The organism is Comamonadaceae bacterium OTU4NAUVB1 (assembly GCA_024372625.1).
In the GTDB taxonomy this organism is placed as follows: Bacteria; Pseudomonadota; Gammaproteobacteria; order Burkholderiales; family Burkholderiaceae_C; genus Variovorax.
The window spans coordinates 2,190,667-2,214,451 of the sequence record CP099605.1 but is presented as its reverse complement, the minus strand read 5'-3'; the positions used below and the strand labels follow the sequence as shown (position 1 = coordinate 2,214,451).

23 protein-coding genes are annotated in these 23,785 nt (G+C 71.5%); 11 read left to right on the top strand and 12 right to left on the bottom strand.

Going from position 1 to position 23,785, the window contains the following annotated elements; all coding sequences use genetic code 11:
• Positions 1 to 122 precede the first annotated feature (122 nt).
• A complete protein-coding gene (locus tag NF681_13895) occupies positions 123 to 1,208 on the top strand; it encodes an SDR family oxidoreductase (protein ID UST53406.1) in 1,086 nt (361 codons plus the stop codon).
• On the opposite strand, the gene NF681_13890 is transcribed toward NF681_13895, so the two are convergent.
• Together NF681_13890 and NF681_13885 are read right to left on the bottom strand one after the other, a co-directional pair.
• Complete coding sequence (locus tag NF681_13890) at positions 1,180 to 2,625, bottom strand: DHA2 family efflux MFS transporter permease subunit (GenBank protein UST53405.1); 1,446 nt, start codon at positions 2,623 to 2,625, stop codon at positions 1,180 to 1,182. The two genes, NF681_13895 and NF681_13890, sit on opposite strands and share 29 nt — an antisense overlap.
• Complete coding sequence (locus tag NF681_13885; protein ID UST53404.1) at positions 2,622 to 3,575, bottom strand: LysR substrate-binding domain-containing protein; 954 nt, start codon at positions 3,573 to 3,575, stop codon at positions 2,622 to 2,624. The genes NF681_13890 and NF681_13885 overlap by 4 nt, the downstream gene beginning before the upstream one ends.
• A 118-nt stretch (positions 3,576 to 3,693) precedes the next feature.
• Here NF681_13885 and NF681_13880 point away from each other — a divergent pair, with 118 nt between their 5' ends.
• From NF681_13880 to hpaI, 4 genes are read left to right on the top strand one after another with little or no spacing between them, the layout of a single operon-like run.
• Positions 3,694 to 4,686: a tripartite tricarboxylate transporter substrate binding protein gene (locus NF681_13880; GenBank protein UST53403.1), complete on the top strand. Its 993-nt coding sequence runs from the start codon at positions 3,694 to 3,696 to the stop codon at positions 4,684 to 4,686.
• A 34-nt stretch (positions 4,687 to 4,720) separates the two neighbouring features.
• A complete protein-coding gene (locus tag NF681_13875) occupies positions 4,721 to 6,328 on the top strand; it encodes an altronate dehydratase family protein (GenBank protein ID UST53402.1) in 1,608 nt (535 codons plus the stop codon).
• Between the two features lie 56 nt (positions 6,329 to 6,384).
• Positions 6,385 to 7,869 (top strand): NAD-dependent succinate-semialdehyde dehydrogenase, encoded by a 1,485-nt coding sequence (locus tag NF681_13870; GenBank protein UST55779.1) that lies wholly within the window; start codon positions 6,385 to 6,387, stop codon positions 7,867 to 7,869.
• Between the two features lie 19 nt (positions 7,870 to 7,888).
• A complete protein-coding gene (gene hpaI, locus NF681_13865) occupies positions 7,889 to 8,689 on the top strand; it encodes a 4-hydroxy-2-oxoheptanedioate aldolase (protein UST53401.1) in 801 nt (266 codons plus the stop codon).
• A 38-nt stretch (positions 8,690 to 8,727) separates the two neighbouring features.
• On the opposite strand, the gene NF681_13860 is transcribed toward hpaI, so the two are convergent.
• The 5 genes from NF681_13860 to NF681_13840 all read right to left on the bottom strand — a co-directional run bounded on the left by NF681_13860 (position 8,728) and on the right by NF681_13840 (position 12,304).
• Positions 8,728 to 9,486, bottom strand: a complete 759-nt coding sequence (locus tag NF681_13860; protein ID UST53400.1) for a substrate-binding domain-containing protein — start codon at positions 9,484 to 9,486, stop codon at positions 8,728 to 8,730.
• 101 nt (positions 9,487 to 9,587) lie between these two features.
• Positions 9,588 to 10,478 (bottom strand): hypothetical protein, encoded by an 891-nt coding sequence (locus NF681_13855; GenBank protein ID UST53399.1) that lies wholly within the window; start codon positions 10,476 to 10,478, stop codon positions 9,588 to 9,590.
• Positions 10,479 to 10,482: 4 nt separating this feature from the next.
• Positions 10,483 to 11,280 carry an SDR family oxidoreductase gene (locus NF681_13850; protein ID UST53398.1) on the bottom strand — a complete coding sequence of 266 codons (798 nt, stop codon included), beginning with the start codon at positions 11,278 to 11,280 and terminating at the stop codon, positions 10,483 to 10,485.
• 54 nt (positions 11,281 to 11,334) lie between these two features.
• Positions 11,335 to 11,736 (bottom strand): DNA-binding protein, encoded by a 402-nt coding sequence (locus NF681_13845; protein UST53397.1) that lies wholly within the window; start codon positions 11,734 to 11,736, stop codon positions 11,335 to 11,337.
• On the bottom strand, positions 11,726 to 12,304 hold the full coding sequence (locus tag NF681_13840; GenBank protein ID UST53396.1) for a DUF296 domain-containing protein: 579 nt from the start codon (positions 12,302 to 12,304) through the stop codon (positions 11,726 to 11,728). The genes NF681_13845 and NF681_13840 overlap by 11 nt, the downstream gene beginning before the upstream one ends.
• A 109-nt stretch (positions 12,305 to 12,413) precedes the next feature.
• Here NF681_13840 and NF681_13835 point away from each other — a divergent pair, with 109 nt between their 5' ends.
• A complete protein-coding gene (locus tag NF681_13835; GenBank protein UST53395.1) occupies positions 12,414 to 13,295 on the top strand; it encodes a LysR family transcriptional regulator in 882 nt (293 codons plus the stop codon).
• A 13-nt stretch (positions 13,296 to 13,308) separates the two neighbouring features.
• Here NF681_13835 and NF681_13830 read toward each other — a convergent pair whose 3' ends face one another.
• Positions 13,309 to 14,127 (bottom strand): IclR family transcriptional regulator, encoded by an 819-nt coding sequence (locus NF681_13830; GenBank protein UST53394.1) that lies wholly within the window; start codon positions 14,125 to 14,127, stop codon positions 13,309 to 13,311.
• Between the two features lie 133 nt (positions 14,128 to 14,260).
• On the opposite strand from NF681_13830, the gene NF681_13825 reads away from it, so the two are divergent.
• From NF681_13825 to NF681_13805, 5 genes are all read left to right on the top strand, one after another.
• Positions 14,261 to 15,430 carry an acetyl-CoA acetyltransferase gene (locus NF681_13825; GenBank protein UST53393.1) on the top strand — a complete coding sequence of 390 codons (1,170 nt, stop codon included), beginning with the start codon at positions 14,261 to 14,263 and terminating at the stop codon, positions 15,428 to 15,430.
• A gap of 95 nt (positions 15,431 to 15,525) precedes the next feature.
• Positions 15,526 to 17,097, top strand: a complete 1,572-nt coding sequence (locus NF681_13820; protein ID UST55778.1) for an acyl-CoA synthetase — start codon at positions 15,526 to 15,528, stop codon at positions 17,095 to 17,097.
• Positions 17,098 to 17,156: 59 nt separating this feature from the next.
• Positions 17,157 to 18,170 (top strand): TRAP transporter substrate-binding protein, encoded by a 1,014-nt coding sequence (locus NF681_13815; GenBank protein ID UST53392.1) that lies wholly within the window; start codon positions 17,157 to 17,159, stop codon positions 18,168 to 18,170.
• A 5-nt stretch (positions 18,171 to 18,175) separates the two neighbouring features.
• The gene (locus NF681_13810) at positions 18,176 to 20,050 is read left to right on the top strand and encodes a TRAP transporter large permease subunit (protein UST53391.1); all 1,875 of its coding nucleotides are present in this window, start codon (positions 18,176 to 18,178) and stop codon (positions 20,048 to 20,050) included.
• A 17-nt stretch (positions 20,051 to 20,067) separates the two neighbouring features.
• The gene (locus NF681_13805) at positions 20,068 to 20,379 is read left to right on the top strand and encodes a hypothetical protein (GenBank protein UST53390.1); all 312 of its coding nucleotides are present in this window, start codon (positions 20,068 to 20,070) and stop codon (positions 20,377 to 20,379) included.
• Positions 20,380 to 20,401: 22 nt separating this feature from the next.
• Here NF681_13805 and NF681_13800 read toward each other — a convergent pair whose 3' ends face one another.
• The 4 genes from NF681_13800 to NF681_13785 are packed head-to-tail and all read right to left on the bottom strand — an operon-like array spanning position 20,402 to position 23,773.
• On the bottom strand, positions 20,402 to 21,616 hold the full coding sequence (locus tag NF681_13800) for a D-galactonate dehydratase family protein (GenBank protein UST53389.1): 1,215 nt from the start codon (positions 21,614 to 21,616) through the stop codon (positions 20,402 to 20,404).
• A gap of 41 nt (positions 21,617 to 21,657) precedes the next feature.
• Positions 21,658 to 22,455, bottom strand: coding sequence for an amino acid ABC transporter ATP-binding protein (locus tag NF681_13795; protein ID UST53388.1), 798 nt, complete (start codon positions 22,453 to 22,455; stop codon positions 21,658 to 21,660).
• A complete protein-coding gene (locus tag NF681_13790) occupies positions 22,452 to 23,111 on the bottom strand; it encodes an amino acid ABC transporter permease (GenBank protein ID UST53387.1) in 660 nt (219 codons plus the stop codon). The genes NF681_13795 and NF681_13790 overlap by 4 nt, the downstream gene beginning before the upstream one ends.
• Complete coding sequence (locus NF681_13785; GenBank protein UST53386.1) at positions 23,108 to 23,773, bottom strand: amino acid ABC transporter permease; 666 nt, start codon at positions 23,771 to 23,773, stop codon at positions 23,108 to 23,110. Before NF681_13785 ends, NF681_13790 begins: the two co-directional genes overlap by 4 nt.
• Positions 23,774 to 23,785 lie beyond the last annotated feature (12 nt).

The window sequence follows — 23,785 nt, the reverse complement described above, 5'->3', positions numbered from 1 at the left end:
GCCCTCGCCCGTGCGAAGGCAGATCGGAGCGACGGCCCGGCGAGCGAAAAGTCCCTGCGCTGCACAGGTCGCCTCCGACCCCCTAACCTGCGCTTTTTGCATCCAAAGGAAGGGTTTTCCCCATGTCCCACAAAGCCCTCGTCATCGGCATCAGCGGCGTCATCGGCCGTGCGCTCTCCGAACACCTGCTCGCCGAAGGCTGGACGGTCCACGGCCTCTCGCGCGGGCGCACCGCCGTGCCCGAAGGCTGTCTGCCGCTCGTCGCCGACCTGACCCGGCCCGACGAGCTGCGCGCCGCGCTCGAAGGCCTCGACGTTAATCGCGTGTTCTTCACCGCCTGGGCCCGCCAGGCCACCGAGCAGGAGAACATTCGCGTCAACGGCGCGATGGTGAGCAACGTGCTCGACGCCATCGGTCCGTCGTTGAAGGGCGGCCACGCGGCGCTGGTCACCGGCCTGAAGCACTACCTCGGCCCGTTCGAGGCCTACGCCACGGGCGCCGTGCCCATCACGCCGTTCCGCGAGGAGCAGGGCCGCCAGGCGGTCGACAATTTCTACTACGAGCAGGAAGACCGCCTGTTCGACGCCGCCGCGCGCCACGGCTTCACCTGGAGCGTGCACCGCCCGCACACCATCATCGGCTACGCCGTGGGCAACGCGATGAACATGGGCGTGACGCTGGCGGCCTACGCCACGCTGTGCCGCGAGACCGGGCAGCCCTTCGTCTTCCCGGGCTCGGCCGCGCAGTGGAGCGGCCTGACCGACATGACCGATGCCCGCCTGCTGGCCCACCACCTGCGCTGGGCGGCGACCAGCGAAGCGGCGCGCGACCAGGACTTCAACGTCGTCGATGGCGACGTGTTCCGCTGGGAATGGATGTGGCCGCGCATCGCCGGGCGTTTCGGCATCGAGGCCGCGCCCTTCGACGGCGTGGTGCGCCCCCTGGCCGAGCGCATGGGCGACGACGCCGTCGCGGCCTGGGCCGACATCGCGCGGCGCCACGGCCTGCGCGAGGCCGACCTGGGCAAGCTGGCGTCGTGGTGGCACACCGACGCCGACCTGGGCCGGCCGATGGAGGTGCTCGCCGACATGGGCAAGAGCCGCAAGGCCGGCTTCACCGGCTACCAGAGCACGCCCGACGCCTTCGACGACCTGTTCGCGCGGCTGGAGGCCGAGCGGATCATTCCGCCGCTGTCGCGCGCCGCCTGACCACTTCCTCGCCGGCGTCCGGCGGCAGCCGCGCCATGTCGATCAGGGCCAGCAGCGCCAGCACCGCCACCGCGCCCAGCGCGATGCGGAAGTCCAGCACGCCCGGGTGGCCGGCGTGGCCGGTGAAGCGCTCGGTGACGTTCAGCGCGATGGCGCCGAAGGCGATACCGATGCCCGCGCCGAGCTGCTGGAACATGCTGTAGAGCGTCGTCGCGCCGCTGGTCTGCGCGGGGTTGGTGTCGCAGAAGGCGAGCGTGTTGAGCGCGGTGAACTGCATCGAGCGGCACATGCCGCAGAACACCAGCACGGCCACCATCGCCGGCAGCGGCGTGGTCGGCGAGAGCATCGCGCAGGCCACGAAGCCGAGCGCCACCAGCACGCCGTTGACCCGCAACGCGCCGCGGAACCCCAGGCGCCGCAGCACGAAACCCGTGGCTGGCTTCATGCCCAGGTTGCCCGCGAACAGCGCCAGCATCAGGAAGCCGGAGGTCACCATGCCCAGCCCGAAGGCGAGCTGGAACATCAGCGGCAGCAGGAACGGCGCCGTGCTGATCGCGATGCGGAACAGCGAGCCGCCGACCACCGACACGCGGAACGTGCGCACGCCGAAGGCCGACAGATCGACCAGCGGATGCGCCGCGCGCCGCAGGTGCCACAGCGCGAACGCCAGCGCGCCCAGCCCGCCGAGCGTGAAGGCGAGGGCACGCGGCCGGTCGACCGTGGCGTGGCTCCACAGGTCGAGCCCGTACATCAACGCCGCCAGGCCGATGCCGCTGGCCGCGAAACCGATGCCGTCGAAGGGTCGCCGCCGCCCCGGCGCGTCGTCGATCCAGCGCAGCGCCAGCACCAGCGCCACGGCGCCCAGCGGCACGTTGAGGAAGAAGATCCAGTGCCAGCTCCAGGTGCTGGCGATCCAGCCGCCCAGGGGCGGCCCCAGCACCGGCGCGGCCAGGCCCGGCCAGGTCAGCGTGGCGATGGCCTTGACCAGGTCGCGCTTGGGGGTGGCGCGCAGCACCACCAGCCGGCCCACCGGCACCATCAGCGCGCCGCCGATGCCCTGCGCGACGCGGGCGGCGACGAACACCGGCAGGCTCTCGGAGAGCCCGCAGGCGACCGAGGCCAGCGTGAACAGCAGCACCGCGCCGCCGAACACCCGGCGCGCGCCGAAGCGATCGGCCACCCAGCCGCTCACCGGGATGAACACCGCCAGCGCCAGCAGGTAGGCGCTGATGCCCACCGACAGCGCCACCGGCGCCACGCCGAAGCTCTCCGCCATCGCCGGCACCGCCGTGGTGATGACGGTGGCGTCGAGGTTCTCCATGAAGAACGCGGCGGCCACCAGGAAGGCGATCAGGCGGCCGCGCCGCGGATCGACGGCGGGCGGTGGCGGGGGCGGTGGGTAGGGCAGGGTGTTCATGACAAGTCGGGCGAGCCGATGCGGCGTTGCGCGCAGGCGCGAAGGCAGTCCATCAACCCTCGCGTGGCTGGCGTGCGATCGCGCCCGCGCAGCGTGATCATGCCCACCGGCGGCAATTCGATCGGAACCGCCAGCTTCAGCACCTTCAGCAACCCTTCCTTCTGCGCGTGCAGCGCCACCCCGCGCGCCAGGAAGGCGATGGCCGGGCGCTCGCGCACGAAGCTCAGGGTCACCAGGAAGGACGCCGTCTCCACGATGTCGGACGGCGGCGCGAGCCGGTGCTTGTAGAACATCTGCTCGAGCTTGATGCGCGAGGAGGCCCAGGGTGGCGGCACGACCCACGGCACTTCCGCGAGCTGCCGCCAGCCGAGGCGGGAGGTGCGGGCGAGCGGGTGGTCCGGGTGCGCGACGATGCACATCGGCTCCGCGTAGAGCGCCTCGGTCTCCAGGTCGGGGGAGGCATAGCCGGGCTCCAGCCGGCCGACGAACAGGTCGAGTTCGCCCACCCGCAGGCGCGGCAGCAGGCGCGTGAGGTCGCCTTCCTCGACCATCACGGTGGTCTGCGCCGAGCGCTGCTTGAGCAGGGTCACGGCCTCCACCAGCAGCGTGGGCACGGCCACCACCATCGCGCCGACCAGGGTGCGGCCGGCCGCACCGCCGGAAACCGCTGCGATCTCGTCACGCGTGCGCCCGTACTCGGCCAGCACCGAACGCGCGAAGCGCACTACGGCCGAGCCGACGGCGGTGGGCTCGGTGCCCCGGGTGGAGCGCGTGAACAGGGTCTGGTCGAACATGCGCTCGATCTCGGCCAAGGTTTTGGAGACGGCCGGCTGCGTCACCGACAGGAACTCCGAGGCCCGTCCGAGATGGCGGAACCGGTCGATGGCCACCAGCAGCTGCAGGTGGCGCAACTTGAGGTTGGAGCGCAGCACGCGATCGATGTCGGTCATGGTGCAACGGGACCCTTTTTCATAACCGGAAAGGAAAGAAGCATGTCCGAGAATTGATTGGATCGCAATGAAGCGAGGGCGAAGAATCGCGGCTCCACGAACCAAGGAGACAAAGAACATGCGCATCGCCCACCGTGCCACCCGCCGCCATTTCGTCCTGGGCGGTCTCGCCGCCGCCGCGTCGCTTTCCACGACCCGCGCTTTCGCCTCGGGCTATCCGGATCGTCCGGTCACCTTCGTCTGCCCCTGGCCGGCCGGCGGCACGGCCGACGTCACGATGCGTGCCCTGTGCTTGGCCGCGAGCCGCGAGCTGGGCCAGCCGGTGGTGGTCGACAACAGGACCGGGGCTTCCGGGATGATCGGCCTGAAGGCTCTGGCCTCGGCCCGCCCCGACGGCTACACCATCGGTCAGATCCCGATCTCGGTGACGCGCTTCTCGCAGCTGGGCACCGTCGCGCTCGACCCGCTCAAGGATTTGTCGTACATCGCCCGCGTCTCGGGCCAGACCTTCGGCATCGCGGTGCGCGCCGAGGCGCCCTGGAAGACGCTCAAGGATCTGGTGGCCGACGCACGCGCCAATTCCGGTCGCATCACCTACGGCTCGGCCGGCCTGGGCGGCGCCACGCACGTGGGCATGGAGGAGTTCGCGCTCGCCGCCGGCGTGAAGTTCAACGCCATCCCCTACAAGGGCGGTGCCGAGGCGCTGCAGGGTCTGATGGGCGGCCACGTCGACGTGCTGGCCGATTCGAGCTCGTGGGCGCCGCACGTCAAGTCCGGCAAGCTGCGGCTGCTGGCGACCTGGGGCGAGCAGCGCACGGCCGAGTTCAAGGACGTGCCCACGCTCAGGGAGTCCGGCTACGACGTGGTGGTCGACGCGCCCAACGGCATCGGCGGCCCGAAGGGCTTGCCGGCGGACGTGACGGCGCGGCTGCGCGCCGCCTTCAAAGCCGCCGCCGCAAGCCCCGAATTCACCGCCGCCTGCGCCCGCATCGACGCGCCGCTGCTCTACCTGGACGCACCCGACTACGAGAAGTACGTCGCCGCGAGCTATGCCAGGGAGAAGACGCTGATCGACAGGCTCGGCCTGCGCGAACTCATCAGCAAGAATTGAACGCCGCCGATCCCTCCCACCGGACCTCGCCTTCATGACCACCGAAACCGACACCGCCACCGTCCCGGACCACGTCCTCGCCACGACGGTCACTGCCGATGCCGCGCCGGCCGCGCGGTCCGCCGCGTCGCCCTTGATCCGGCTGCATGCCAACGACGACGTGCTGATCGCGCGCGCGCCCATCGCGCTGGGCCAGGTGCTGCCCGAGCTCGGCCTGCGCATGCGCGCGCAGGTGCCCGCCGGCCACAAGATCGCCGCGCGCCGCATCGCCGCGGGCGAGCCGGTGCGCAAGTACGACACCGTCATCGGCGCGGCGATGCGCGACATCGAGGCCGGCGAACACGTGCACACGCACAACCTGGTGCTGATCGACTTCGACCGCGACCCGGGCTTCTGCGAGGACGTGCGTCCCGTGGATTACGTGAGCGAGGCCGAGCGCGCCACCTTCATGGGCATCGTGCGGCCCGACGGCCGCGTGGCCACGCGCAACTTCATCGGCCTGATCACCTCGGTCAACTGCTCGGCCACGGCCATCCACCACATCGCCGCGCACTTCACGCCCGAACGCCTCGCGGCCTTTCCGAACGTCGACGGCGTGGTGGCCTTCGCGCAGACCAGCGGCTGCGGCATGTCCTCGCCCAGCGAGCATTTCGACGTGCTGCGCCGGACCATCGCCGGCTACGCGCGCCATCCCAACCTGGGCGGCGTGCTGATCGTCGGGCTGGGCTGCGAGCGCAACCAGGTCGCCGACCTCGTCGCCTCGCAGGGCCTCGCGCTCGGCCCGCACGTCCAGACCTTCGTGATGCAGGACACCGGCGGCACGCGCGCGACCATCGCCGCGGGCATCGCCGCCATCGAGGCGATGCTGCCGTCGGTCGACGACGTGACGCGCCAGCCGGTGAGCGCGGCGCACCTGAAGGTCGGGCTGGAGTGCGGCGGCTCCGACGGCTTCTCCGGCATCACCGCGAATCCGGCGCTGGGTGCGGCCATGGACATCCTGGTGCGCCACGGCGGCACGGCCATCCTGTCGGAGACGCCGGAGATCCACGGCGTCGAGTTCATGCTCACGCGCCGCGCCGTCACTCCCGAGGTCGGCCAGAAGCTGCTCGACCGCCTGGCCTGGTGGGAGGACTACACGCGCGGCCACAACGGGCAGTTCAACGGCGTGGTCGGACCCGGCAACCAGGCCGGCGGGCTGGCCAACATCTTCGAGAAGTCGCTCGGCTCGGCGATGAAGGGCGGCACCACGCCATTGCAGGCGGTCTACGAGTACGCCGAGCCGATCGACGCCGCCGGCTTCGTGTTCATGGACTCGCCCGGCTACGACCCGGTGGCGGTCACCGGCCAGATCGCCAGCGGCGCCAACCTGATCTGCTTTACGACCGGACGCGGCTCGATGTTCGGCAGCAAGCCCGCGCCGACGGTCAAGCTCGCGAGCAACACGGCCATGTTCACGCGCCTGGAGGAGGACATGGACATCAACTGCGGCGCCGTGCTGGACGGCGAGGTCGACGTGCAGCAGATGGGCGAACGCATCTTCCGCCACATCCTGCGCGCGGCATCGGGCGAGAAGACCAAGAGCGAGTCGCTCGGCCTGGGCAACCACGAGTTCGTACCGTGGCACCTGGGCATCGTGAGCTGACCACGTCGCATCGCACGGAGCGACGATTCCACCGACCACGGAGACCCCCCATGACCCTGACCCTGAACCTGCGACGCGGCGAACTGCTGCGCGATGCCAACTTCATCGGCGGCCGCTGGCGCGATGGCCCGGACGCCGCTGGCACGACCGCGCGCCTGGACGTCACCGACCCCGCCACCGGGGAGCTCGTCGGCCGCGTGCCCGACAGCGGCACCGAGGCCGCGCACGATGCCGTCGAGGCCGCCCACGCCGCATTCGCCCTCTGGCGCAAGGTGCCCGCCAAGCAGCGCGCCCAGGTCATCAAGCGCTGGAACGACCTCGTGCTCGCGCACCAGGACGATCTGGGCATGCTGATCTCGCTGGAGCAGGGCAAGCCGCTGGCCGAGGGGAGAGGCGAGGTCGCGTACGCCGCGAGCTACATCGAGTGGTTCGCCGAGGAGGCCACGCGCGCCAACGGCGACGTCGTTCCCGCGCCAGTGCCGGGGCGGCGCATGTTCGCGCTCCGGGAGCCCGTGGGCGTGGTCGCGGCGATCACCCCGTGGAATTTCCCGGCGGCCATGATCGCGCGCAAGATCGCGCCGGCCCTGGCCGCAGGCTGCACGGTGGTGTGCAAGCCAGCCGAGGACACGCCGCTGACTTCCCTGGCGCTGGTGTTCCTTGCCGAGGAGGCGGGGGTTCCGCCGGGCGTGCTCAACATCGTGACGGCCTCGCGCGAGCGCACGCCGGAGGTGGTGGACGCCTGGCTGGACGACCCGCGCGTGCGCAAGATCACCTTCACCGGCTCCACGCCGGTGGGCAAGCACCTGGCGCGGCGCTCGGCCGACACGCTCAAGAAACTCTCTCTGGAGCTCGGAGGCAATGCGCCCTTCATCGTCTTCGAGGACGCCGACCTCGACGCCGCCGTCGAGGGCCTGATGGCGGCCAAGTTCAGGAACGGCGGCCAGACCTGCGTCTGCCCGAACCGGGTGTTCGTGCACGCTGCCGTCCACGACGCCTTCGCCGACCGGCTGGTGGCGCGCGTGGGCGCGCTGAGGGTCGGCCCGGCGAGCGATCCGGCCTCGCAGATCGGACCGATGATCAACGAGCGCGCCATCGAGAAGATCGAGCGTCACGTGAAGGATGCCGTCGCGCGCGGCGCCCGGGTGCTGGTGGGTGGCGAGCGGCTGGCCGCGCTCGGGCCGCGCTATTTCGCGCCCACGGTGCTCGCCGATGCGGACGCGACCATGGCCTGCGCCTGCGAGGAGACCTTCGGCCCGGTGGTGCCGCTCACGCGCTTCGAGACCGAGGCGGAGGTCGTCGCCGCGGCCAACGACACGCCCTTCGGACTGGCGGCGTATTTCTATTCGAACGACGTGAAGCGCGTCTGGCGCGTGGCCGATGCGCTGGAGGCCGGCATCGTGGGCATCAACGAGGGCGCGCTGGCGGCCGAGGCGGCACCCTTCGGTGGCGTCAAGGAATCGGGCTACGGCCGCGAGGGCTCGGTCCACGGGCTCGACGACTACCTGCACACCAAGTACGTCTGCCAGGGCGGGCTGGACTGAACCGGAGGACACGCACCCCATGAACAACCCCTTCAAGCAGGCGCTCGCCGCCGGTGCCCCGCAGGTCGGCCTCTGGCTGTCGATGGCGCATCCCTACAGCGCCGAAGCCTGCGCCACGGCCGGCTTCCAGTGGCTGCTGATCGACGGCGAGCACGCGCCCAACGACGTGCGCAGCACCCTGGCGCAGCTGCAGGCCGTGGCGCCCTACCCGGGACAGCCGGTGGTGCGCGCCGTCACCGGCGACACGGCGCTGGTCAAGCAGCTGCTCGACATCGGCGTGCAGAACCTGCTGGTGCCGATGGTCGACACGCCCGAGCAGGCGCGTGCCCTGGTCGCGGCCACGCGCTACCCGCCGCAGGGCGTGCGCGGCGTGGGCGCGGCGGCCGCGCGGGCATCGCGCTGGGGTGCGCGACGCGATTACCTGGGCGCGGCCAACGACGAGGTCTGCCTGCTGGTGCAGGCCGAGACCACCACCGCGCTCGACCACCTGCAGGCGATCTGCGAGGTCGACGGCGTGGACGGCGTCTTCATCGGCCCGGCCGACCTGGCCGCGTCGATGGGGCATCGCGGCGCGCCCGGTCATCCGGAGGTGCAGGCGGCCATCGAATGGGCCATCCGCACCATCGTCGCCAGCGGCAAGGCCGCCGGCACGCTCACCGGCGATCCGGCGCTGGCGCGCCGCTACCTCGAGCTGGGCGCGACCTTCGTCGCCGTGGGCATCGAACTGGTGCTGATGGTGCAGGCCGCGCGCCGGCTGGCGGGCGAGTTCGGCCTGGGCACCGAGCGCGCGGTGAGCGCCGTGGCCTCGACGGCCTACTGACCCGGCACCTTCCGCCACCGGCCGGTCCGGTGCGTCGCTCAGCGCGCCGGCCGCATGCCCTTGGCGCGCAGCGTCGCGGCGGCTTCGGGCGCGGTCATCGCGGCGAGGAAGGCGCGCGCCGCGTCGGCGTGCGCGCTGTCGGCCGCGACGGCGCCGGCGTAGGTCGTGTCGTTCTGGATCGAATCGGGCAGCGGGCCGACGAGCGTCGCGCCGGCCACCGGCAGGATCTCGCTGATCTGGTGGATCGCCAGGTCGGCCTCGCCCGTGACCAGACGCTCGGCGACCAGGCCGCCGGGCACCAGCACCGCCTTGGCGCGGACGGCCTCGGCGACGCCCAGGCGCTGGAACAGGCCGTCGAGGTAGATGCCGCTGGAGCCGCCCGAGGCCGGGTCGATGTAGGCGACGCGGCGCGCGTCGAGCAGTGCCTGCCGGAACGCCTCGACCGTGGCGACCGAGGGCAGCGGCGCGCCGGCTTTCACCGCCACGCCGATGCTCACCTTCGCCAGCGGGACGATGCTGTCGGCCGCCACGCGGCCGCTCGCGCCCAGCGGCTGCAGCAGCGCCGGCGTGAGCATCAGCACGTCGAAGCGCTCGCCGGCGGCGATGCGTCTGGACAGCGCCCCGGCGGTGTCGTTCTGCACCTCGACGCGGTGCCCGGTGCGGGCCTCGAAGGCCGGCACCGCGGCCACCACGATCGGCTTGAAGGCGCCGGCGGTCAGCACCTTGATGTCGTCGGCGCGGGCCGGGGCGGCGAGGGCGCCCAGGGCGATCAGGAGGGGGGCGAGGATGCGGCGCATGGGGGATTCCGTGGGGATTGGGTGGGAAAGCCGGTGATGGCGGTGCACCGGACGGGCCACCGACTTTAGTGCCGCTGGCCGCGTCGGGCCCGCCGCGCGCGTCAGGCGTCGGCCGCCACCGGCTCCACCACCAGCTCGAACGTCACCAGCACCGGATTGCACCCGCGCGCGAGCCGGCCGTGCGCGAGGCCACCGGTGTGGTCGACCACGCTCGCGTCCAGGGCGGCGCGCGGCGCGCCGTCGTCGCCGGGGGCGAGGCGGCCGTCGTGGACCAGCACCTCGGTCACGAAGGGCTCGACCGTGCGGCCGTCGTCGAACACCGCGCCGACCAGGCTGCCCACGCCGCCGCGCACCCGCGCGTGCGCGATGCCGCGCGCCGCGCACTGCGCCTCCAGCGCCTGGCAGATGTCCTCGTTGGGCCGCACCTGCAGCGCGAAGGCGGCGCCGCCGTGGCCGGTCGCCGCGCCGTGCGCGACGGGCTGGAACAGGTCGAAGCGGGTCTCGGCGTCGCGGCCGACCACGTAGTCGGCGCCGTGCACCAGCCACAGCGAGGCGGCGATCGGCTCGGCGATGCGGGCCTGGTCGGGCAGCACGTGACCGGCCAGGCGCCGGCCGCCGGCGTCGCGCCAGACGCCGTGGCAGTGGAACCAGGGCCGGCCCTCGCGCAGGCCGACCGTGACCGTGGCGGACGCCAGCGCCACCGGCACCGCCGGCAGGTGGCGTTCGCTGTAGTAGACGGCGTGCTCCGCGTCGCGCGACAGCGCGGGCATCACGAAGCCCAGGCGCGAGAACGTGCCGCCGCGCAGGGTGCACACCGCGCTGCGCACGCCGTGGCCGGCCACGGCCCCGGCCAGCGCGCCGAGCAGGTCGGCATCTCCGGGCAGCGACAGCGCAGCGTGGCTCAGCCGGCATTCGACGGCCTGCAGCCGTTGCGCGTCGCGCGGGCCGAAGTGCTGGATGCGGCGCACGGGCGTGCGGCGGTGGTCGCCCACGGGCTCAGCCGCGCGCGGTCTTGCGCAGCGTGGGCAGGCCGACGCCGGCCGCCTCGAAGCCACCGTCGACGGCCAGCACCTGGCCGTTGACGTAGCTGGCGGCCGGACTGCACAGGAAGCCCACCGCCGAGGCGATCTCCTGCACGGTGCCGTAGCGCTCCAGCGGGATCACGTCGTGGTAGTCGGAGCGGATCGCCACGCTGTGGACCAGCTTGGCCATTTCGGTCTCCACCGGCCCGGGCGCGATGACGTTGGCGCGGATGCCCACGGTGCCCAGTTCCACCGCCTGCTGCTTGGTGAGCTGGATCAGCGCCGCCTTGCTGGTGCCGTAGGCCACCCGCAGCGTGCTGGCGCGCAGGCCGGAGATGGAGGCGATGTTGACGATGGCGCCGCCGCGGCCGCCGCGCAGCATGTGCGGCACGCAGGCCTGGCTGCACAGGAAGGCGCCGTCGAGGTTGACCGACAGCACCTGGCGCCATTCGGCGAAGGAGGTGTCGCCGATCGGCTTGAACACCGCCACGCCGGCGTTGTTGACCAGCGCGTCGATGCGGCCGAAGGTCTCGGCCACGCGGTCGATGGCGGCCTGCACCCGCTCGGGGTCCGACACGTCGCAGGGCACGGCGAGCACCCGGTCGGGCTGGGCCAGTCGCGCGCCCGTGGCCTCCAGCGTCGCGGCGTCGATGTCGAGCAGGGCCACGCGATGGCCCTGGGCGAGGAACCATTCGCCCACGGCCAGGCCGATGCCGCGCGCGCCGCCGGTGATCACCGCGACGGGCGCGGAGGAGATGTCGTTCGATGCCATGAGGGGGTGTCTCCGTTGGATGGGGGAAAAGTCGCGATGGACGGGGAAAAGGGATCAGTGCGCCGCGTCGGGCAGCCACTCCTCGAGGGTCACCTCGAAGGTCATGCAGATGGGGTTGGCGCCGGCGACGAAGGGGCCGCCGTGGACCTGGCCGGCGGTGTCGGCGACCACGCCCGACAGCGCCGCGACGACCGAGCCGTCGGCCTGCGAGCGCACCTCGCCGGCCAGGCTCACGATCTCCACAGCCGGGCCGCGGACGTGGCGGCAGCCGCCGTCGAGCGTGCCGAGGCAGGCATCGACCAGGCTGCCGAGCGCCCCGCGCACGAAGGCGTTGCGGAAGCCGTGCGCCAGGCAGAGCTTCTCGACACCCTGCACCAGGTCCTCGTTGGGCGCGATGCGGGCATAGGCCACGCGGCCCATGCGGCCGCTCTCCACGCGGGCGGGATCACTCGTCATGGGCCGCCTCCGTGGACGCGGTGCCGGGCTGCATCAGCGCGATGTTGGTCTCGGGGTCGAAGGCCACGCGCAGCTCGAACTCGTCGAGCGAGGTGACCAGCACCGCGATGGGCCGCGCGCCGATGCGGCTGGTCGTCGGCACGACGTGGCCGCCGCGCACCACGCCCTCCCGGGTGCGGATCGCCGCGTGGCAGTGCACCAGCGGCAGGCCGTCGAGGCCCTTGCCGATCGTGGCGTTGCCGAACACCATCCACGCCGGACCGGCGGCCATCGGCCGGGTGTAGGCGATCACCGCCGAGCGCGACGGGTCGGGCGACGCGACGCAGTAGTCGAGCCGCTCGAAGTCGCCCCCGAGGATCGTGGTCGACGCGCTGGCGATGCCACGGCGCGTCAGCGGTTCGACCAGGGCCTCCAGCAGCGTGGCCCCGGGCGTCAGCAGCAGGCGCAGGTGACGCCCGTGGGCGCTGCTGCGGCTGCGGATGCGCACGGGATCGAAGGGACCGGGGTGGACGAGGATGCGGGGGCGCGGCGGGGTGCCGGCGTGCCGGATCGCGGCAGGGGCTTGCATGGCGGTTGTCTCCGTTCTGAGGGGGGTCGCGCTCGTGGCGCCGGGCGATTCTAGGAACGCATCTACATTTGCAGAAGTTTGGAATTCAGATGGATTGATTCGCAAAACCATGGAGATGCGTCACCTGCGCTGTTTCATCGCCGTGGCCGAGGAGCTGCACTTCGGCCGCGCCGCCGCGCGCCTGCGGCTGTCGCAACCGCCGGTCAGCCTGGCCATCAAGGAACTGGAGACGGAGCTGGGGCTGCGGCTGTTCGAGCGCACCTCGCGCCACATCGCGCTGACGCCGGGCGGCGAGCAGGCGCTGCGCGACGCGCGCGCGGTGCTCGCGCGCACCGAGTCGCTGCGCGCGCACGCGCGCGACGCGGCCTCGGGCCAGGCCGGCACGCTGGCGATCGGCTTCATCAGCCTGGCGGCGTGCTCGTTCCTGCCGGGCGCGCTGCGGCAGTTCACGCTGGATTTCCCGGGCGTGCGGGTGGCGCTGCACGAGTCGACCAGCGACCAGATCCTGCGCGACCTGGAGACTGGCACGCTGGACGTCGGCTGCGTCTTCGCGTCGCCCGAGCTGCCGGCGATGCTGGCCTGGCGCACCACGTGCCTGGACCCGCTGGTCGTGGCGCTGCCGGCGGCGCACCCGTGCGCGCGGGGCGCGAGCGTGGCGCTGGAGGATCTGGCCGGCGAGCAGTTCCTGTGCTTCGAGCGGCGCTTCGGCCCGACCATGTTCGACACCGTGGTCAGCACCTGCATGCGCCACGGCTTCAGTCCGCGCATCTTCCTGGCGCGCCAGATGCCCACCATCGTGAGCCTGGTGGCCGGGGGCATCGGCGTGGCGCTGGTGCCCTCGTGCGTGCAGGTGCTCGGGCGCGAGGGCGTGGCCTACCGGCCGCTGCGCGGCGGCGGCCCGCGCGCCGAGATCGAGACCGGCGCGGCCTGGCGCGCCGACGACGACGCGCCGACGGTGCGGGCCTTCGTCGACCTGCTGCCGCGGGCCTGAACGCGCGGCCGCCTCAGGCGCCGCCCGCCGCGAGCATCCGGGTGAGCGCCTCGCTGGCCTGCATCAGGCGGTTGCCCAGCTGGGCCGCGCGCGCCGGTCCGAGGCGCTGCTCGATGGCGGCGATGCTGACGGAGCCCACGGTGCGGCCGTTGGCGTCGTAGACCGGCACGCCCACCGCCCAGGCGCTCTCCAGCACCAGACCCGGGTTGACGCAGTAGCCCCGCGCGCGGGTCTCGCTCACCAGCGCCAGGATGGCCGCGTCGGTGCAGCGCGGGTAGTGTTCCGAGCGCCACGCGGCGTTGCGCGCGAGGATGTCGCGCACCGCCTCGTCCGACAGGGCCGCGAGCGTGGCCACGGCGCCCGCGCCCACGCCCAGCGGGAAGCGGTCGCCCGGCTTGACGAGCTGGTTGCGGATCGGGAAGTCGCCCTCGTCGCGCGACAGGCAGATGCTCTCGATGCCGTGCAGCACGCCGAAGAACACGGTGTCGCCCGACTCCAGCGCCAGTGCGCGCAGCGTCGGCGCGGCCAGGCGCTGCAGCGCGTAGCTGGGCTCGGCCGCCAGGCCGACCGCGAAGGCCTCGGGACCGAGCCGGTAGGCGCCCGAGCCCCGGTCGTGCATGACGAAGCCTTCGTCGAGCAGCGTGCGCGTCAGGCGCACCGCCGTCGCCTTGGGCAGGTCGAGTCGGCGCACGATCTCCCCCATGCGCAGGCCGCCGGGGCCCACGCGGGTCAGCAGGCGCAGCACGGCGAGGCCCCGACGCAGCGTCTGGGCCCCGGCGGTGAGGTCGGGCGTGGCCTGGGGCTCAGGGCTTACCCGGATCATCTGGTCCATATGTTGAACCTCTTTGTCGCAGTTCGAATGAAATCCCGGGGGTGATCCGGCGTGAATGTTCATTATCGTCAGTGCCATTGCAACCCACGGACCCGGTCGCTTCGGCATCGCCTAGTCCACATAGTGAACCAGAATGACGCAAGCACACATCATCGGCTGGGGCCACACGCCGTTCGGCAAGCACGACGCGATCGAGGCGCACGACCTGTTCCGCGAAGCGGCGCAGGGCGCGATGGACACCGCCGGGCTGACGCCGGCGGACATCGACGGTGTCTTCGTCGGTCATTTCAACGGCGGTTTCCTGCGCCAGGACTTCAGCGGCGCGCTGGCCGGACTGGCGTTCCCGGAATTCCGCCACACGCCTTCGGTGCGGCTGGAGAACGCCTGCGCGACCGGTTCCGCCGCGATCTGGGCGGCGCTCGACGCGGTGGCCAGCGGCCGCATGCGCCACGCGCTGGTGGTGGGGCTGGAGAAGATGAACACCCTGCCCAACGCGCAGATCGGCGAGGTGCTGCTGCGCTGCTCTTACGTGCGCGAGGAGGGCGACACGCCGGGCGGCTTCGCGGGCGTCTTCGGCACCATCGCCTCGGCCTACTTCGAACGCTTCGGCGACCAGTCCGACGCCCTGGCGGCGATCTCGGCGAAGAACCACGCCAACGGCGTGCGCAACCCCTGGGCGCACATGAAGCGCGACCTGGGCTTCGACTTCTGCCGCCAGCCGTCGGAGAAGAACCCGTTCGTGGCCGGGCCGCTCAAGCGCTCGGACTGCTCGCTCGTGTCCGACGGCGCGGCCGCGCTGGTGATCTCCATGGCGCCCGTCGCCGGCGCCCGGGTGCCGGCCGTGCGCTGGCGCTCGCGCACCCAGGTCAACGAGTTCCTGCCGCTGTCGCAGCGCGACGTGACGCGCTTCGAGGGCGCGGCGCTGGCCTGGCGGCGCGGGCTCGACGCGGCCGGCGCGCGCCTGGACGACCTGCATTTCGTCGAGACGCACGACTGCTTCACCGTGGCCGAACTGCTGGAGTACGAGGCGATGGGCCTGGCGCCGCACGGCCAGGGCGCCCGCGTGATCCTCGACGGGGTCAGCCGCGCCGACGGCCGGCTGCCGGTCAATCCGTCGGGCGGGCTCAAGTCGCGCGGCCATCCCATCGGCGCGACCGGCGTGTCGCAGCACGTCATGGCCGCGATGCAGCTCTCCGGCACCGCCGGCGACATGCAGGTGCCGCGCGCCGGGCTGGGCGCGGTCTTCAACATGGGCGGCGCGGCCGTGGCCAACTACCTGAGCGTGCTGGAGGCGACCGCGTGAGCGCGGTCCTGACCGCGCCGGCGCTCGCGCACGGCACGGACACCCCGGCGGAGGCGGCCGACGTTCCGGCGGCCGGCAGCCCGCGCGCGTGCAACCTGGCGCAGCTGCTGACCCAGACCGCGCGGCTGCACCCGCAGCGCCCGGGCCTCATCCAGGGTGATCGCCAATGGTCATGGGCCGAGATCGACCGCCGCGTGGACGCCATGGCCCACGCGCTGCACCGCCTCGGACTGCGCAAGGGCGACGCGATCCTGGTGCACTCGCGCAACAACCGCCAGCTGTTCGAGAGCGGCTGGGCCGCCTTCCGGCTGGGCTGCGTCTGGGTGCCGACGAACTTCCGGCTGACCCCCGGCGAGGTCGCCTACCTGGGCGCCTCCAGCGGCGCGGTCGCCATGATCGTGGAGTCCGATTTCGCCGCCCACGCCGACGCGGTGCGCGCCGCGTCGCCGGCGTTGCGCGAGGTGATCGCCATCGGCGCGCCGCGCGCGGGCGAGCACGACTACGAGTCGCTGGTCGCGCAGGGCCTGGGCCAGCGCGTGCCGGAGGCCGTGGTGCACGCCGACGACCCGCTGTGGTTCTTCTACACCTCGGGCACCACGGGCAAGCCCAAGGCCGGCATCCTGACCCACGGCCAGATGGGCTTCGTGGTCACCAACCACCTGGCCGACCTGATCCCGGGCACCACCGAGCGCGACTGCTCGATCGCCGTGGCGCCGCTCTCGCACGGCGCGGGCATCCACGCGCTGCTCAACGTGGCGCGCGGCGCGGCCACGGTGCTGCTGCCCTCGGACCGGCTCGATCCGGCCGTCTTCTGGGAGCTGGTGGCGCGCCACCGCGTGACCAACCTGTTCACCGTGCCCACCATCGTGAAGATCCTGGTCGAGCACCCGGCCGTCCACGCCCACGACCACGGCTCGCTGCGCTACGTGATCTACGCCGGCGCCCCCATGTACCGCGCCGACCAGAAGCGCGCCCTGCAGACGCTGGGGCCGGTGCTGGTGCAGTACTTCGGCCTGGGCGAGGTGACCGGCTGCATCACCGTGCTGCCGCGCGAGATGCACGACGCCGACGACGCCTCGCCCGAGGCCAACATCGGCGCCTGCGGCCGCCCGCGCGTCGGCATGGAGGTGGCGATCCTCGACCCCCAGCTGCGGCCGCTGCCCGCCGGCGAGGTCGGCGAGATCTGCTGCCGCGGCCCGGCCGTGTTCGGCGGCTACCACGGCGACCCCCAGGCCACGGCCAAGGCGCTGCGCGGGGGCTGGTTCCACACCGGCGATCTGGGCCGGCTGGACGCGCGCGGACTGCTCTACATCACCGGGCGCGAGTCGGACATGTACATTTCCGGCGGCTCCAACGTCTACCCGCGCGAGGTCGAGGAGGTCCTGCTCGCCCATCCCGGCATCGCCGAGGTGGCCGTGCTGGGCCTGCCCGACCCCAAATGGGGCGAGGTGGGGGCCGCGGTCGTGGTGCGCGCGCCCGGCGCGCCGGTGCTGGACGCGGGCGCGCTGCTGGCCTTCCTGGACGGCCGGCTGGCGCGCTACCGCTGGCCGCACCACGTGTTCTTCTGGGACGCGCTGCCCAAGTCGGGCTACGGCAAGATCGTGAAGAAGGACGTGCGCCGGCTGCTCTCGGAGCGCGGTGACTTCACCGAGCCGGCGACCGGCTGAACGACCGACCGAGCGAACGAACGACCGATCCACTGACATCCAATCGAGGAGACAAACCCATGCAACTCAATCGCCGCACCCTGCTCACGGGCACCGCCGCCCTGGCCCTGCCGACCCTCGCGCCCCTGGCGCGCGCGCAGAAGGCCGAATTCACGATGAAGTACGGCAACAACCTGCCCATCACCCATCCGATGAACGTGTGCGCCAACGAGATGGTCGCCAAGATCCTGTCCGACACCAAGGGCCGGGTCGACATCAAGGTGTTCCCGAGCAGCCAGCTGGGCACCGACACCGACATGATCTCGCAGCTGCGCAACGGCGCGCTCGAGTTCTTCACGCTGTCCCCGCTGATCCTGGGCACCCTGGTGCCGTCGGCGCAGATCAGCGGCGTGGGCTTCGCGTTCAAGGACTACGACCAGGTCTGGGCCGCCATGGACGGCGAGCTCGGCGCGCACGTGCGCAAGCAGATCGCGGCCACCGGCACCATCGTCGCGTTCGACAAGATCTGGGACAACGGCTATCGCCAGATGACCACCAGCACGCGCGCCATCACCAAGCCCGACGACCTCAAGGGCATGAAGATGCGCGTGCCGCCCAGCCCGTTCTGGGTTTCCATGTTCAAGGCCTTCGAGGCCTCGCCCACCACCATCAACTTCGCCGAGGTCTACACCGCGCTGCAGACGAAGATCGTCGACGGCCAGGAGAACCCGCTGGCCATCGTGTCCACGGCCAAGCTCAACGAGGTGCAGAAGTACTGCTCCATCACCAACCACATGTGGGACGGCTTCTGGTTCCTGGGCAACAAGCGCGCGGTGGACCGCCTGCCGGCCGACCTGCGCGAGATCGTCGCGCACCACATCGCCGAGGCCGGCCTGAAGCAGCGCGCCGAGGTCAGGAAGCTCAACGACAGCCTGATGGTCGACCTCAAGGCCAAGGGCATGGAGTTCAACGACACCAACGCCGAGGTCTTCCGCGCCAAGCTGCGCGAGGCCAAGTTCTACGAGGAGTGGAAGAAGAAGTTCGGCGACGACGCCTGGGCGCTGCTCGAGAAATACACCGGCAAGCTCGCCTGAGCGCCATGACGACGACCAGCGACCCGGCCGCCGCCTTCGCCCTGCCCGACGACCTGGCGCCGCCGGTCGCGCCCGCGAGCGGCCTCCTCATGCGCCCCGTGGAGGTGGCGGGGGCCGCGCTGGGCGCGGCCATCATCCTGCTCATGCTCGCGGGGGTCTGCTCGCGCTACCTGTTCTCGATCTCCGTGGTCTGGATCGACGAGGTGGTGTCGATCTGCTTCCTGTGGCTGGCCATGATCGGCTCGGTCATCGCCATCCACCGCAACGAGCACCTGCGCCTGACCGTCTTCCTGCAGAAGCTGCCCCCGCGCGCGCAGGGGTACGTCAACGCCTTCGGGCTGCTGGTGGTCGCCGCGTTCCTGGGCGCGCTGCTGCAGCCGGCCATCGAGTACGTGCGCAGCGAGTGGATCGTGTCGCTGCCCGCGCTCGACATCCCCAACAGCTTCCGGGTGGCGGCCATCGCCTTCGGCATCGGCGCCATGCTGCTGACGGTGCTCGCGCAGGCCTGGCGCCAGTGCACGGCCACCGAGCTGGCCACGGCCGCGGCGGTGGTGGCGGCGATCGGTGGCGCCTGCTGGTGGCTCGCGCCGGCCATCGGCGAGCTGGGCAACCTCAACATCGCCCTGTTCCTGATCGGCTTCGTGGGCGTCGCGCTGCTCGCCGGCGTGCCGATCGCGTTCTGCTTCGGCATGGGGACGGTGTGCTTCCTGGCCTTCAGCACGCAGATCCCGATCGACGTGGTGATCGGCCGCATGGACGAGGGCATGTCCAGCATGATCCTGGTGTCGGTGCCGATCTTCGTGCTGCTGGGCTGCGTGCTCGACGCCACCGGCATGGGCAAGGCGATCATCGAATTCCTCGCCTCGCTGGTCGGCCACGTGAAGGGCGGCATGCAGTACGTGCTGCTGGGCTCGCTGTTCATCGTCTCGGGCATCTCCGGCTCCAAGGTGTCGGACATGGCCACCGTGGCGCCCGCGCTGTTCCCCGAGATGAAGCGCCGCGGCCAGAAGCCCAAGGAGATGATCGCGCTGCTGTCCACCGGCGCGGCCATGGCCGACACGGTGCCCCCGAGCATCGTGCTGATCGTGCTGGGCTCGGTGGCCGGCGTGTCCATCGCCGGGCTGTTCCAGGCCGGCGTGACCGTGGCGGCCGTGCTGCTGGTGGCGCTGGGCGTGCTCGCGCGCTGGAAGGCGCGCAAGGAGGACATGACCGGCGTGCGGCGCGCGTCCCTGGCCACCATCGGCAAGTCGCTGCTGGTGGCCGGGCCGGCGCTGGTGCTGCCGTTCCTCATCCGCGGCGCGGTCGGCGGCGGCGTGGCCACGGCCACCGAGGTCTCGACCATCGCGGTGCTCTACGCCATGGCGATCGGCATGGTGCTCTACGGCGGCATCGGTGCGCGCCGGTTCTACGCCATGCTGGTGGAGACGGCCGCGCTCAGCGGCGCGGTGCTGATGATCCTGGGCACCGCGCTGGCGATGGCCTGGGCCATCACGCAGTCGGGGGTGGCCCAGTCGATCGCCGGCTTCATGACCAGCCTGCCCGGCGGCGCCTGGGGCTTCATGGCGGTGACCATCGTCCTGTTCCTGGCGCTGGGCTGCGTGCTCGAGGGCCTGCCGGCGCTGCTGCTGATGGCGCCGCTGATGTTCCCCATCGCGCGCGCGCTGCACATCAACGACGTGCACTACGCCATGGTCGTGGTGGTGGCCATGAACATCGGCCTGATGATGCCGCCGATCGGCGTGGGCTTCTACATCGCCTGCCGCATCGGCAACGTCTCGCCCGACGAGGCCATGGGCGCGATCTGGCCCTACATCGCCGCGCTCGTCGTCGGCCTGATCGTCATCGCGGCGCTGCCGGTGATCTCCACCGGCGTGCTGTAGCCGCGCCGGTCGCGCCGATGCCCGCGCTGCGCTACCTCCACTTCGAACTCAGCGAGGACGCCGACGGCGACCTCGCCCTGGAGGCGGTGGCCTCCACCGCCGCCGCGCAGCATCCCGCCGTGATGGCCGAGGTGCGGCGCGTGCTGGACTGGGCCGGCGTGCGTTTCCCGCACACGCGCGGTCCGCTCGACGAGGGCATGGACTGGGACGACGACCTCCAGGTCGTGGTGGAGGAGGGCGGCTGGCACGCGATCGCGCTCACGCTGACGGGCTCGCGGCGCTTCGTCGACGCGCTGCTGGAGGCGTTCGGCGACGGGTCGGCGGATTGAGCCGGCCACCGCGCCGCCGGCGCTACCAGTTCCAGAGCGTGCCGTCGTGCTGCAGGCGGTTGACCGGCAGGTACTTGCGCTCGTAGGGGTACTTCGCGGCGAGCTTCTCGTCGATCTCGACGCCGTGGCCCGGCGCCTCGCCCGGGTGCAGCATGCCCTGGTCGAAGGTGTAGGCGTGCGGGAAGACGGCGTCGGTCTCCTCGGTGTGCGCCATGTACTCCTGGATGCCGAAGTTGGGCACCCAGAGGTCGAAGTGCAGCGCCGCGCCCATGCACACCGGCGACAGGTCGGTGGCGCCGTGGCAGCCGGTGCGCACCTGGTAGATGGCGGCCAGGTCGGCGATGCGGCGCAGGTGCGTGATGCCCCCGGCATGCACGACCGTCGCGCGGATGTAGTCGATCAGCTGGTTCTCGATCAGGTCCTTGCAGTCCCACAGGCTGTTGAAGACCTCGCCCACCGCGATCGGCGTGGTGGTGTGCTGGCGGATCAGGCGGAAGGCCTCCTGGTTCTCGGCCGGCGTCGGGTCCTCGATCCAGAACAGGCTGCACGGCTCGAGCGACTTGCCCAGGCGGGCCGCCTCGATGGGCGTGAGGCGGTGGTGCACGTCGTGCAGCAGGTGGTGCTCGAAGCCCAGCTTCTCGCGGATGCGCTCGAACAGCTTCGGTGCGAAGCGCAGGTACTTCTCGCTCGACCAGTCGTGCTCGCCCGGCAGGCTGGCGTCGGCCGGGTCGTAGACCTTGGCGCCGGCCTGGCCGATGCCGTAGACCTTGTCGAGCCCCGGCACGCCGCTCTGCGCGCGGATCGCCTTGTAGCCCAGGCTGGCGTAGCGCAGCACCTCGTCGACGGTGTGCTCGATGTCGCTGCCGTTGGCGTGGCCGTAGACCATCACGCCGGTGCGGCTGGCCCCGCCGAGCAGCTGGTAGAGCGGCATGCCGGCGGCCTTGGCCTTGATGTCCCACAGCGCCGTGTCCACCGCCGCGATGGCGCTCATCGTGACCGGTCCGCGCCGCCAGTAGGCGCCCTTGTAGAGGTACTGCCAGATGTCCTCGATGGCGTGCGCGTCGCGCCCGATCAGGCAGGGCACGACGTGTTCGAGCAGGTAGGCCGCGACGGCCAGCTCGCGGCCGTTGAGCGTGGCGTCGCCGATGCCGCTCAGGCCCTCGTCGGTCTCGATCTTCAGGGTGACGAAGTTGCGTCCGGGGCTGCAGACGATGACGCGGGCGTTGGTGATTTTCATGGGTGGGTCGGTCCGGAGGGGGGCGGGGGGCGGGGCGGCGTTCAGCCGTTCCAGCCGAGGTGGCCCAGGAAGTCGCGCGTGCGCGCCACGGTGGGGTGCTCGAAGATCTGGCCGGGCGGACCTTCCTCCAGGATCGCGCCGTTCTCGAACACCACCACCCAGTTGGCGACGCGCTGGGCGAAGCTCATCTCGTGCGTCACGACGATCATCGTCATGCCTTCCTCGGCGAGCTTCTTCATGACGTTGAGCACCTCGCCCACGGTCTCCGGGTCGAGCGCGGACGTCGGTTCGTCGAACAGCATCACCTCCGGCTCCATCGCCAGTGCCCGGGCGATGGCCACGCGCTGCTGCTGACCACCCGAGAGGTTGGCCGGGAAGTTGCCCGCCTTGGCGGCCAGCCCGACCTTCTCCAGCAGGGCCATCGCACGTTTCCTGGCCTGCGCCTCGTCCATGCCCAGCACCGTGATCGGGCCCATGGCGACGTTGTCCAGCGCCGACTTGTGCGGGAAGAGCTCGAAGCTCTGGAACACCATGCCCATGCGCTGGCGCACCTTGCGCACTTCGGATTCCCGCGACGGCAGCGGCACGCCGTCGAGCAGCACGCGACCGCCGTCGAGGGTCTCGAGCGCGTTGGTGCAGCGCAGCAGGGTCGACTTGCCCGAGCCCGACGGGCCGATCAGGCACATCACCTCGCCCTTGTTGACCTGCAGCGAGACGCCGTTCAGGGCGACGAAGTCGCCATAGAGCTTGCGCACGTTGTCGTAGACGAGCACGGGCGGCCGGTCGGCGCCCTTGCGCTCGGGGGTTGCGAGGGGGGCGATGATGGTGGAACCGTTCATTCCTTGACTCCGTACTTCTTGTGGATCCAGTCGACCAGCTTGGCCTGCGGATAGCCCATGAGCCAATAGAGCACGGCCATGGCGGTGAGCATCTCCAGCACGCGGAAGCTCTGCGCGCGGATCTGCATGGCGGTGTAGGCCAGTTCGCCCACGGCGATGACCGAGACCAGCGACGTGTCCTTGAACAGCGAGATCCATGTGCTCGCGATGACCGGCAGGATGCGGCGCGCGGCCTGCGGGATCACGACCTTGAACATCGCCTGGCGGCGCGACATGCCCATGGCCAGCGCGGCCTCCATCTGGCCCTTGCGGATCGAGTTGATGCCGGCGCGGAAGGTCTCGGCGTTGTAGGCCGAGACATTGAGCACCAGCGCGACGAGGGCGGTCGTGAGGGCCGAGAACTGCACGTCGAAGGCCATGGGCATCACGTAGAACGCCCAGTAGATGACCAGGATCAGCGGCAGGTTGCGGAAGAACTCGACGAACCACAGCGAGGCATTGCTCACCAGCCGGTTCGGCGACAGCCGCATCAGCGCCAGCACGATGCCCCCGGGCACGGCCAGCAGCATCGTCGCCACCGTCAGGCCGATCGTCAGCGCGACGCCCTGGAGCAGCGCGTCCCGGTTCGTCCAGACCACGTTCCAATCGAGTGTCATGAGCGTCCCAGGTGTGCGAGCCGCTGGTAGAGCCGGTCGACGACGCGCGTGACCGGGAACAGCAGCAGGAAATACAGGACCATCACGAACGTGAACACCTCCACCGGGCGGTAGCTCTGGCCGGCGACGGTCTCGGCGCGGTGCATCAGCTCGGGCACCGCGATCACGGTGGCGATGGCGGTGTCCTTGATGGCCATGGTGAGGACCGAGCCGAAGGCCGGCAGCATGCGGATGGTGGCCTGCGGCAGCACGATCCTGCGCAGGATCTGCGCGCGCGACATGCCGATGGCCAGGCCGGCGCGGGTCTGGCCGGGCCGGATCGACTCGATGCCCGCGCGCACGATCTCCGAGGCGTAGGCCGCGATGTGCAGCGTGAGCGCGACCAGCGCCGCCCAGAACGGCGGAAAGGTCACGCCGGCCAGGATCGGGAAGGCGAAGTAGATCCACACCAGCACCACCAGCACCGGGATGGCCCGCATGGTGTCGACGTAGAAGGTCAGCACCACGCCGAGCCAGCGCGGCCCGTACAGGCGCAGCAGGGCGATCACCAGGCCGGCGAGGATGCTGGTGATCGCGCTGATCACGCTCAGCGCGATGGTCACGCCGAAGCCGCTGGCGAAGAAGCGCCAGTTGTCGGTCAGCGGTGAGAGGTCGACGTCCATGGGAACCGGGCG

Excerpts from the sequence above, each read along its gene's own strand:
- NF681_13895 (UST53406.1), top strand. The coding sequence starts at position 123 with ATGTCCCACAAAGCCCTCGTCATCGGCATCAGCGGCGTCATCGGCCGT.
- NF681_13890 (UST53405.1), bottom strand. The coding sequence starts at position 2,625 with ATGAACACCCTGCCCTACCCACCGCCCCCGCCACCGCCCGCCGTCGAT.
- NF681_13885 (UST53404.1), bottom strand. The coding sequence starts at position 3,575 with ATGACCGACATCGATCGCGTGCTGCGCTCCAACCTCAAGTTGCGCCAC.
- NF681_13880 (UST53403.1), top strand. The coding sequence starts at position 3,694 with ATGCGCATCGCCCACCGTGCCACCCGCCGCCATTTCGTCCTGGGCGGT.
- NF681_13875 (UST53402.1), top strand. The coding sequence starts at position 4,721 with ATGACCACCGAAACCGACACCGCCACCGTCCCGGACCACGTCCTCGCC.
- hpaI (UST53401.1), top strand. The coding sequence starts at position 7,889 with ATGAACAACCCCTTCAAGCAGGCGCTCGCCGCCGGTGCCCCGCAGGTC.
- NF681_13860 (UST53400.1), bottom strand. The coding sequence starts at position 9,486 with ATGCGCCGCATCCTCGCCCCCCTCCTGATCGCCCTGGGCGCCCTCGCC.
- NF681_13850 (UST53398.1), bottom strand. The coding sequence starts at position 11,280 with ATGGCATCGAACGACATCTCCTCCGCGCCCGTCGCGGTGATCACCGGC.
- NF681_13845 (UST53397.1), bottom strand. The coding sequence starts at position 11,736 with ATGACGAGTGATCCCGCCCGCGTGGAGAGCGGCCGCATGGGCCGCGTG.
- NF681_13840 (UST53396.1), bottom strand. The coding sequence starts at position 12,304 with ATGCAAGCCCCTGCCGCGATCCGGCACGCCGGCACCCCGCCGCGCCCC.
- NF681_13835 (UST53395.1), top strand. The coding sequence starts at position 12,414 with ATGGAGATGCGTCACCTGCGCTGTTTCATCGCCGTGGCCGAGGAGCTG.
- NF681_13830 (UST53394.1), bottom strand. The coding sequence starts at position 14,127 with ATGGACCAGATGATCCGGGTAAGCCCTGAGCCCCAGGCCACGCCCGAC.
- NF681_13825 (UST53393.1), top strand. The coding sequence starts at position 14,261 with ATGACGCAAGCACACATCATCGGCTGGGGCCACACGCCGTTCGGCAAG.
- NF681_13815 (UST53392.1), top strand. The coding sequence starts at position 17,157 with ATGCAACTCAATCGCCGCACCCTGCTCACGGGCACCGCCGCCCTGGCC.
- NF681_13810 (UST53391.1), top strand. The coding sequence starts at position 18,176 with ATGACGACGACCAGCGACCCGGCCGCCGCCTTCGCCCTGCCCGACGAC.
- NF681_13805 (UST53390.1), top strand. The coding sequence starts at position 20,068 with ATGCCCGCGCTGCGCTACCTCCACTTCGAACTCAGCGAGGACGCCGAC.
- NF681_13800 (UST53389.1), bottom strand. The coding sequence starts at position 21,616 with ATGAAAATCACCAACGCCCGCGTCATCGTCTGCAGCCCCGGACGCAAC.
- NF681_13795 (UST53388.1), bottom strand. The coding sequence starts at position 22,455 with ATGAACGGTTCCACCATCATCGCCCCCCTCGCAACCCCCGAGCGCAAG.
- NF681_13790 (UST53387.1), bottom strand. The coding sequence starts at position 23,111 with ATGACACTCGATTGGAACGTGGTCTGGACGAACCGGGACGCGCTGCTC.
- NF681_13785 (UST53386.1), bottom strand. The coding sequence starts at position 23,773 with ATGGACGTCGACCTCTCACCGCTGACCGACAACTGGCGCTTCTTCGCC.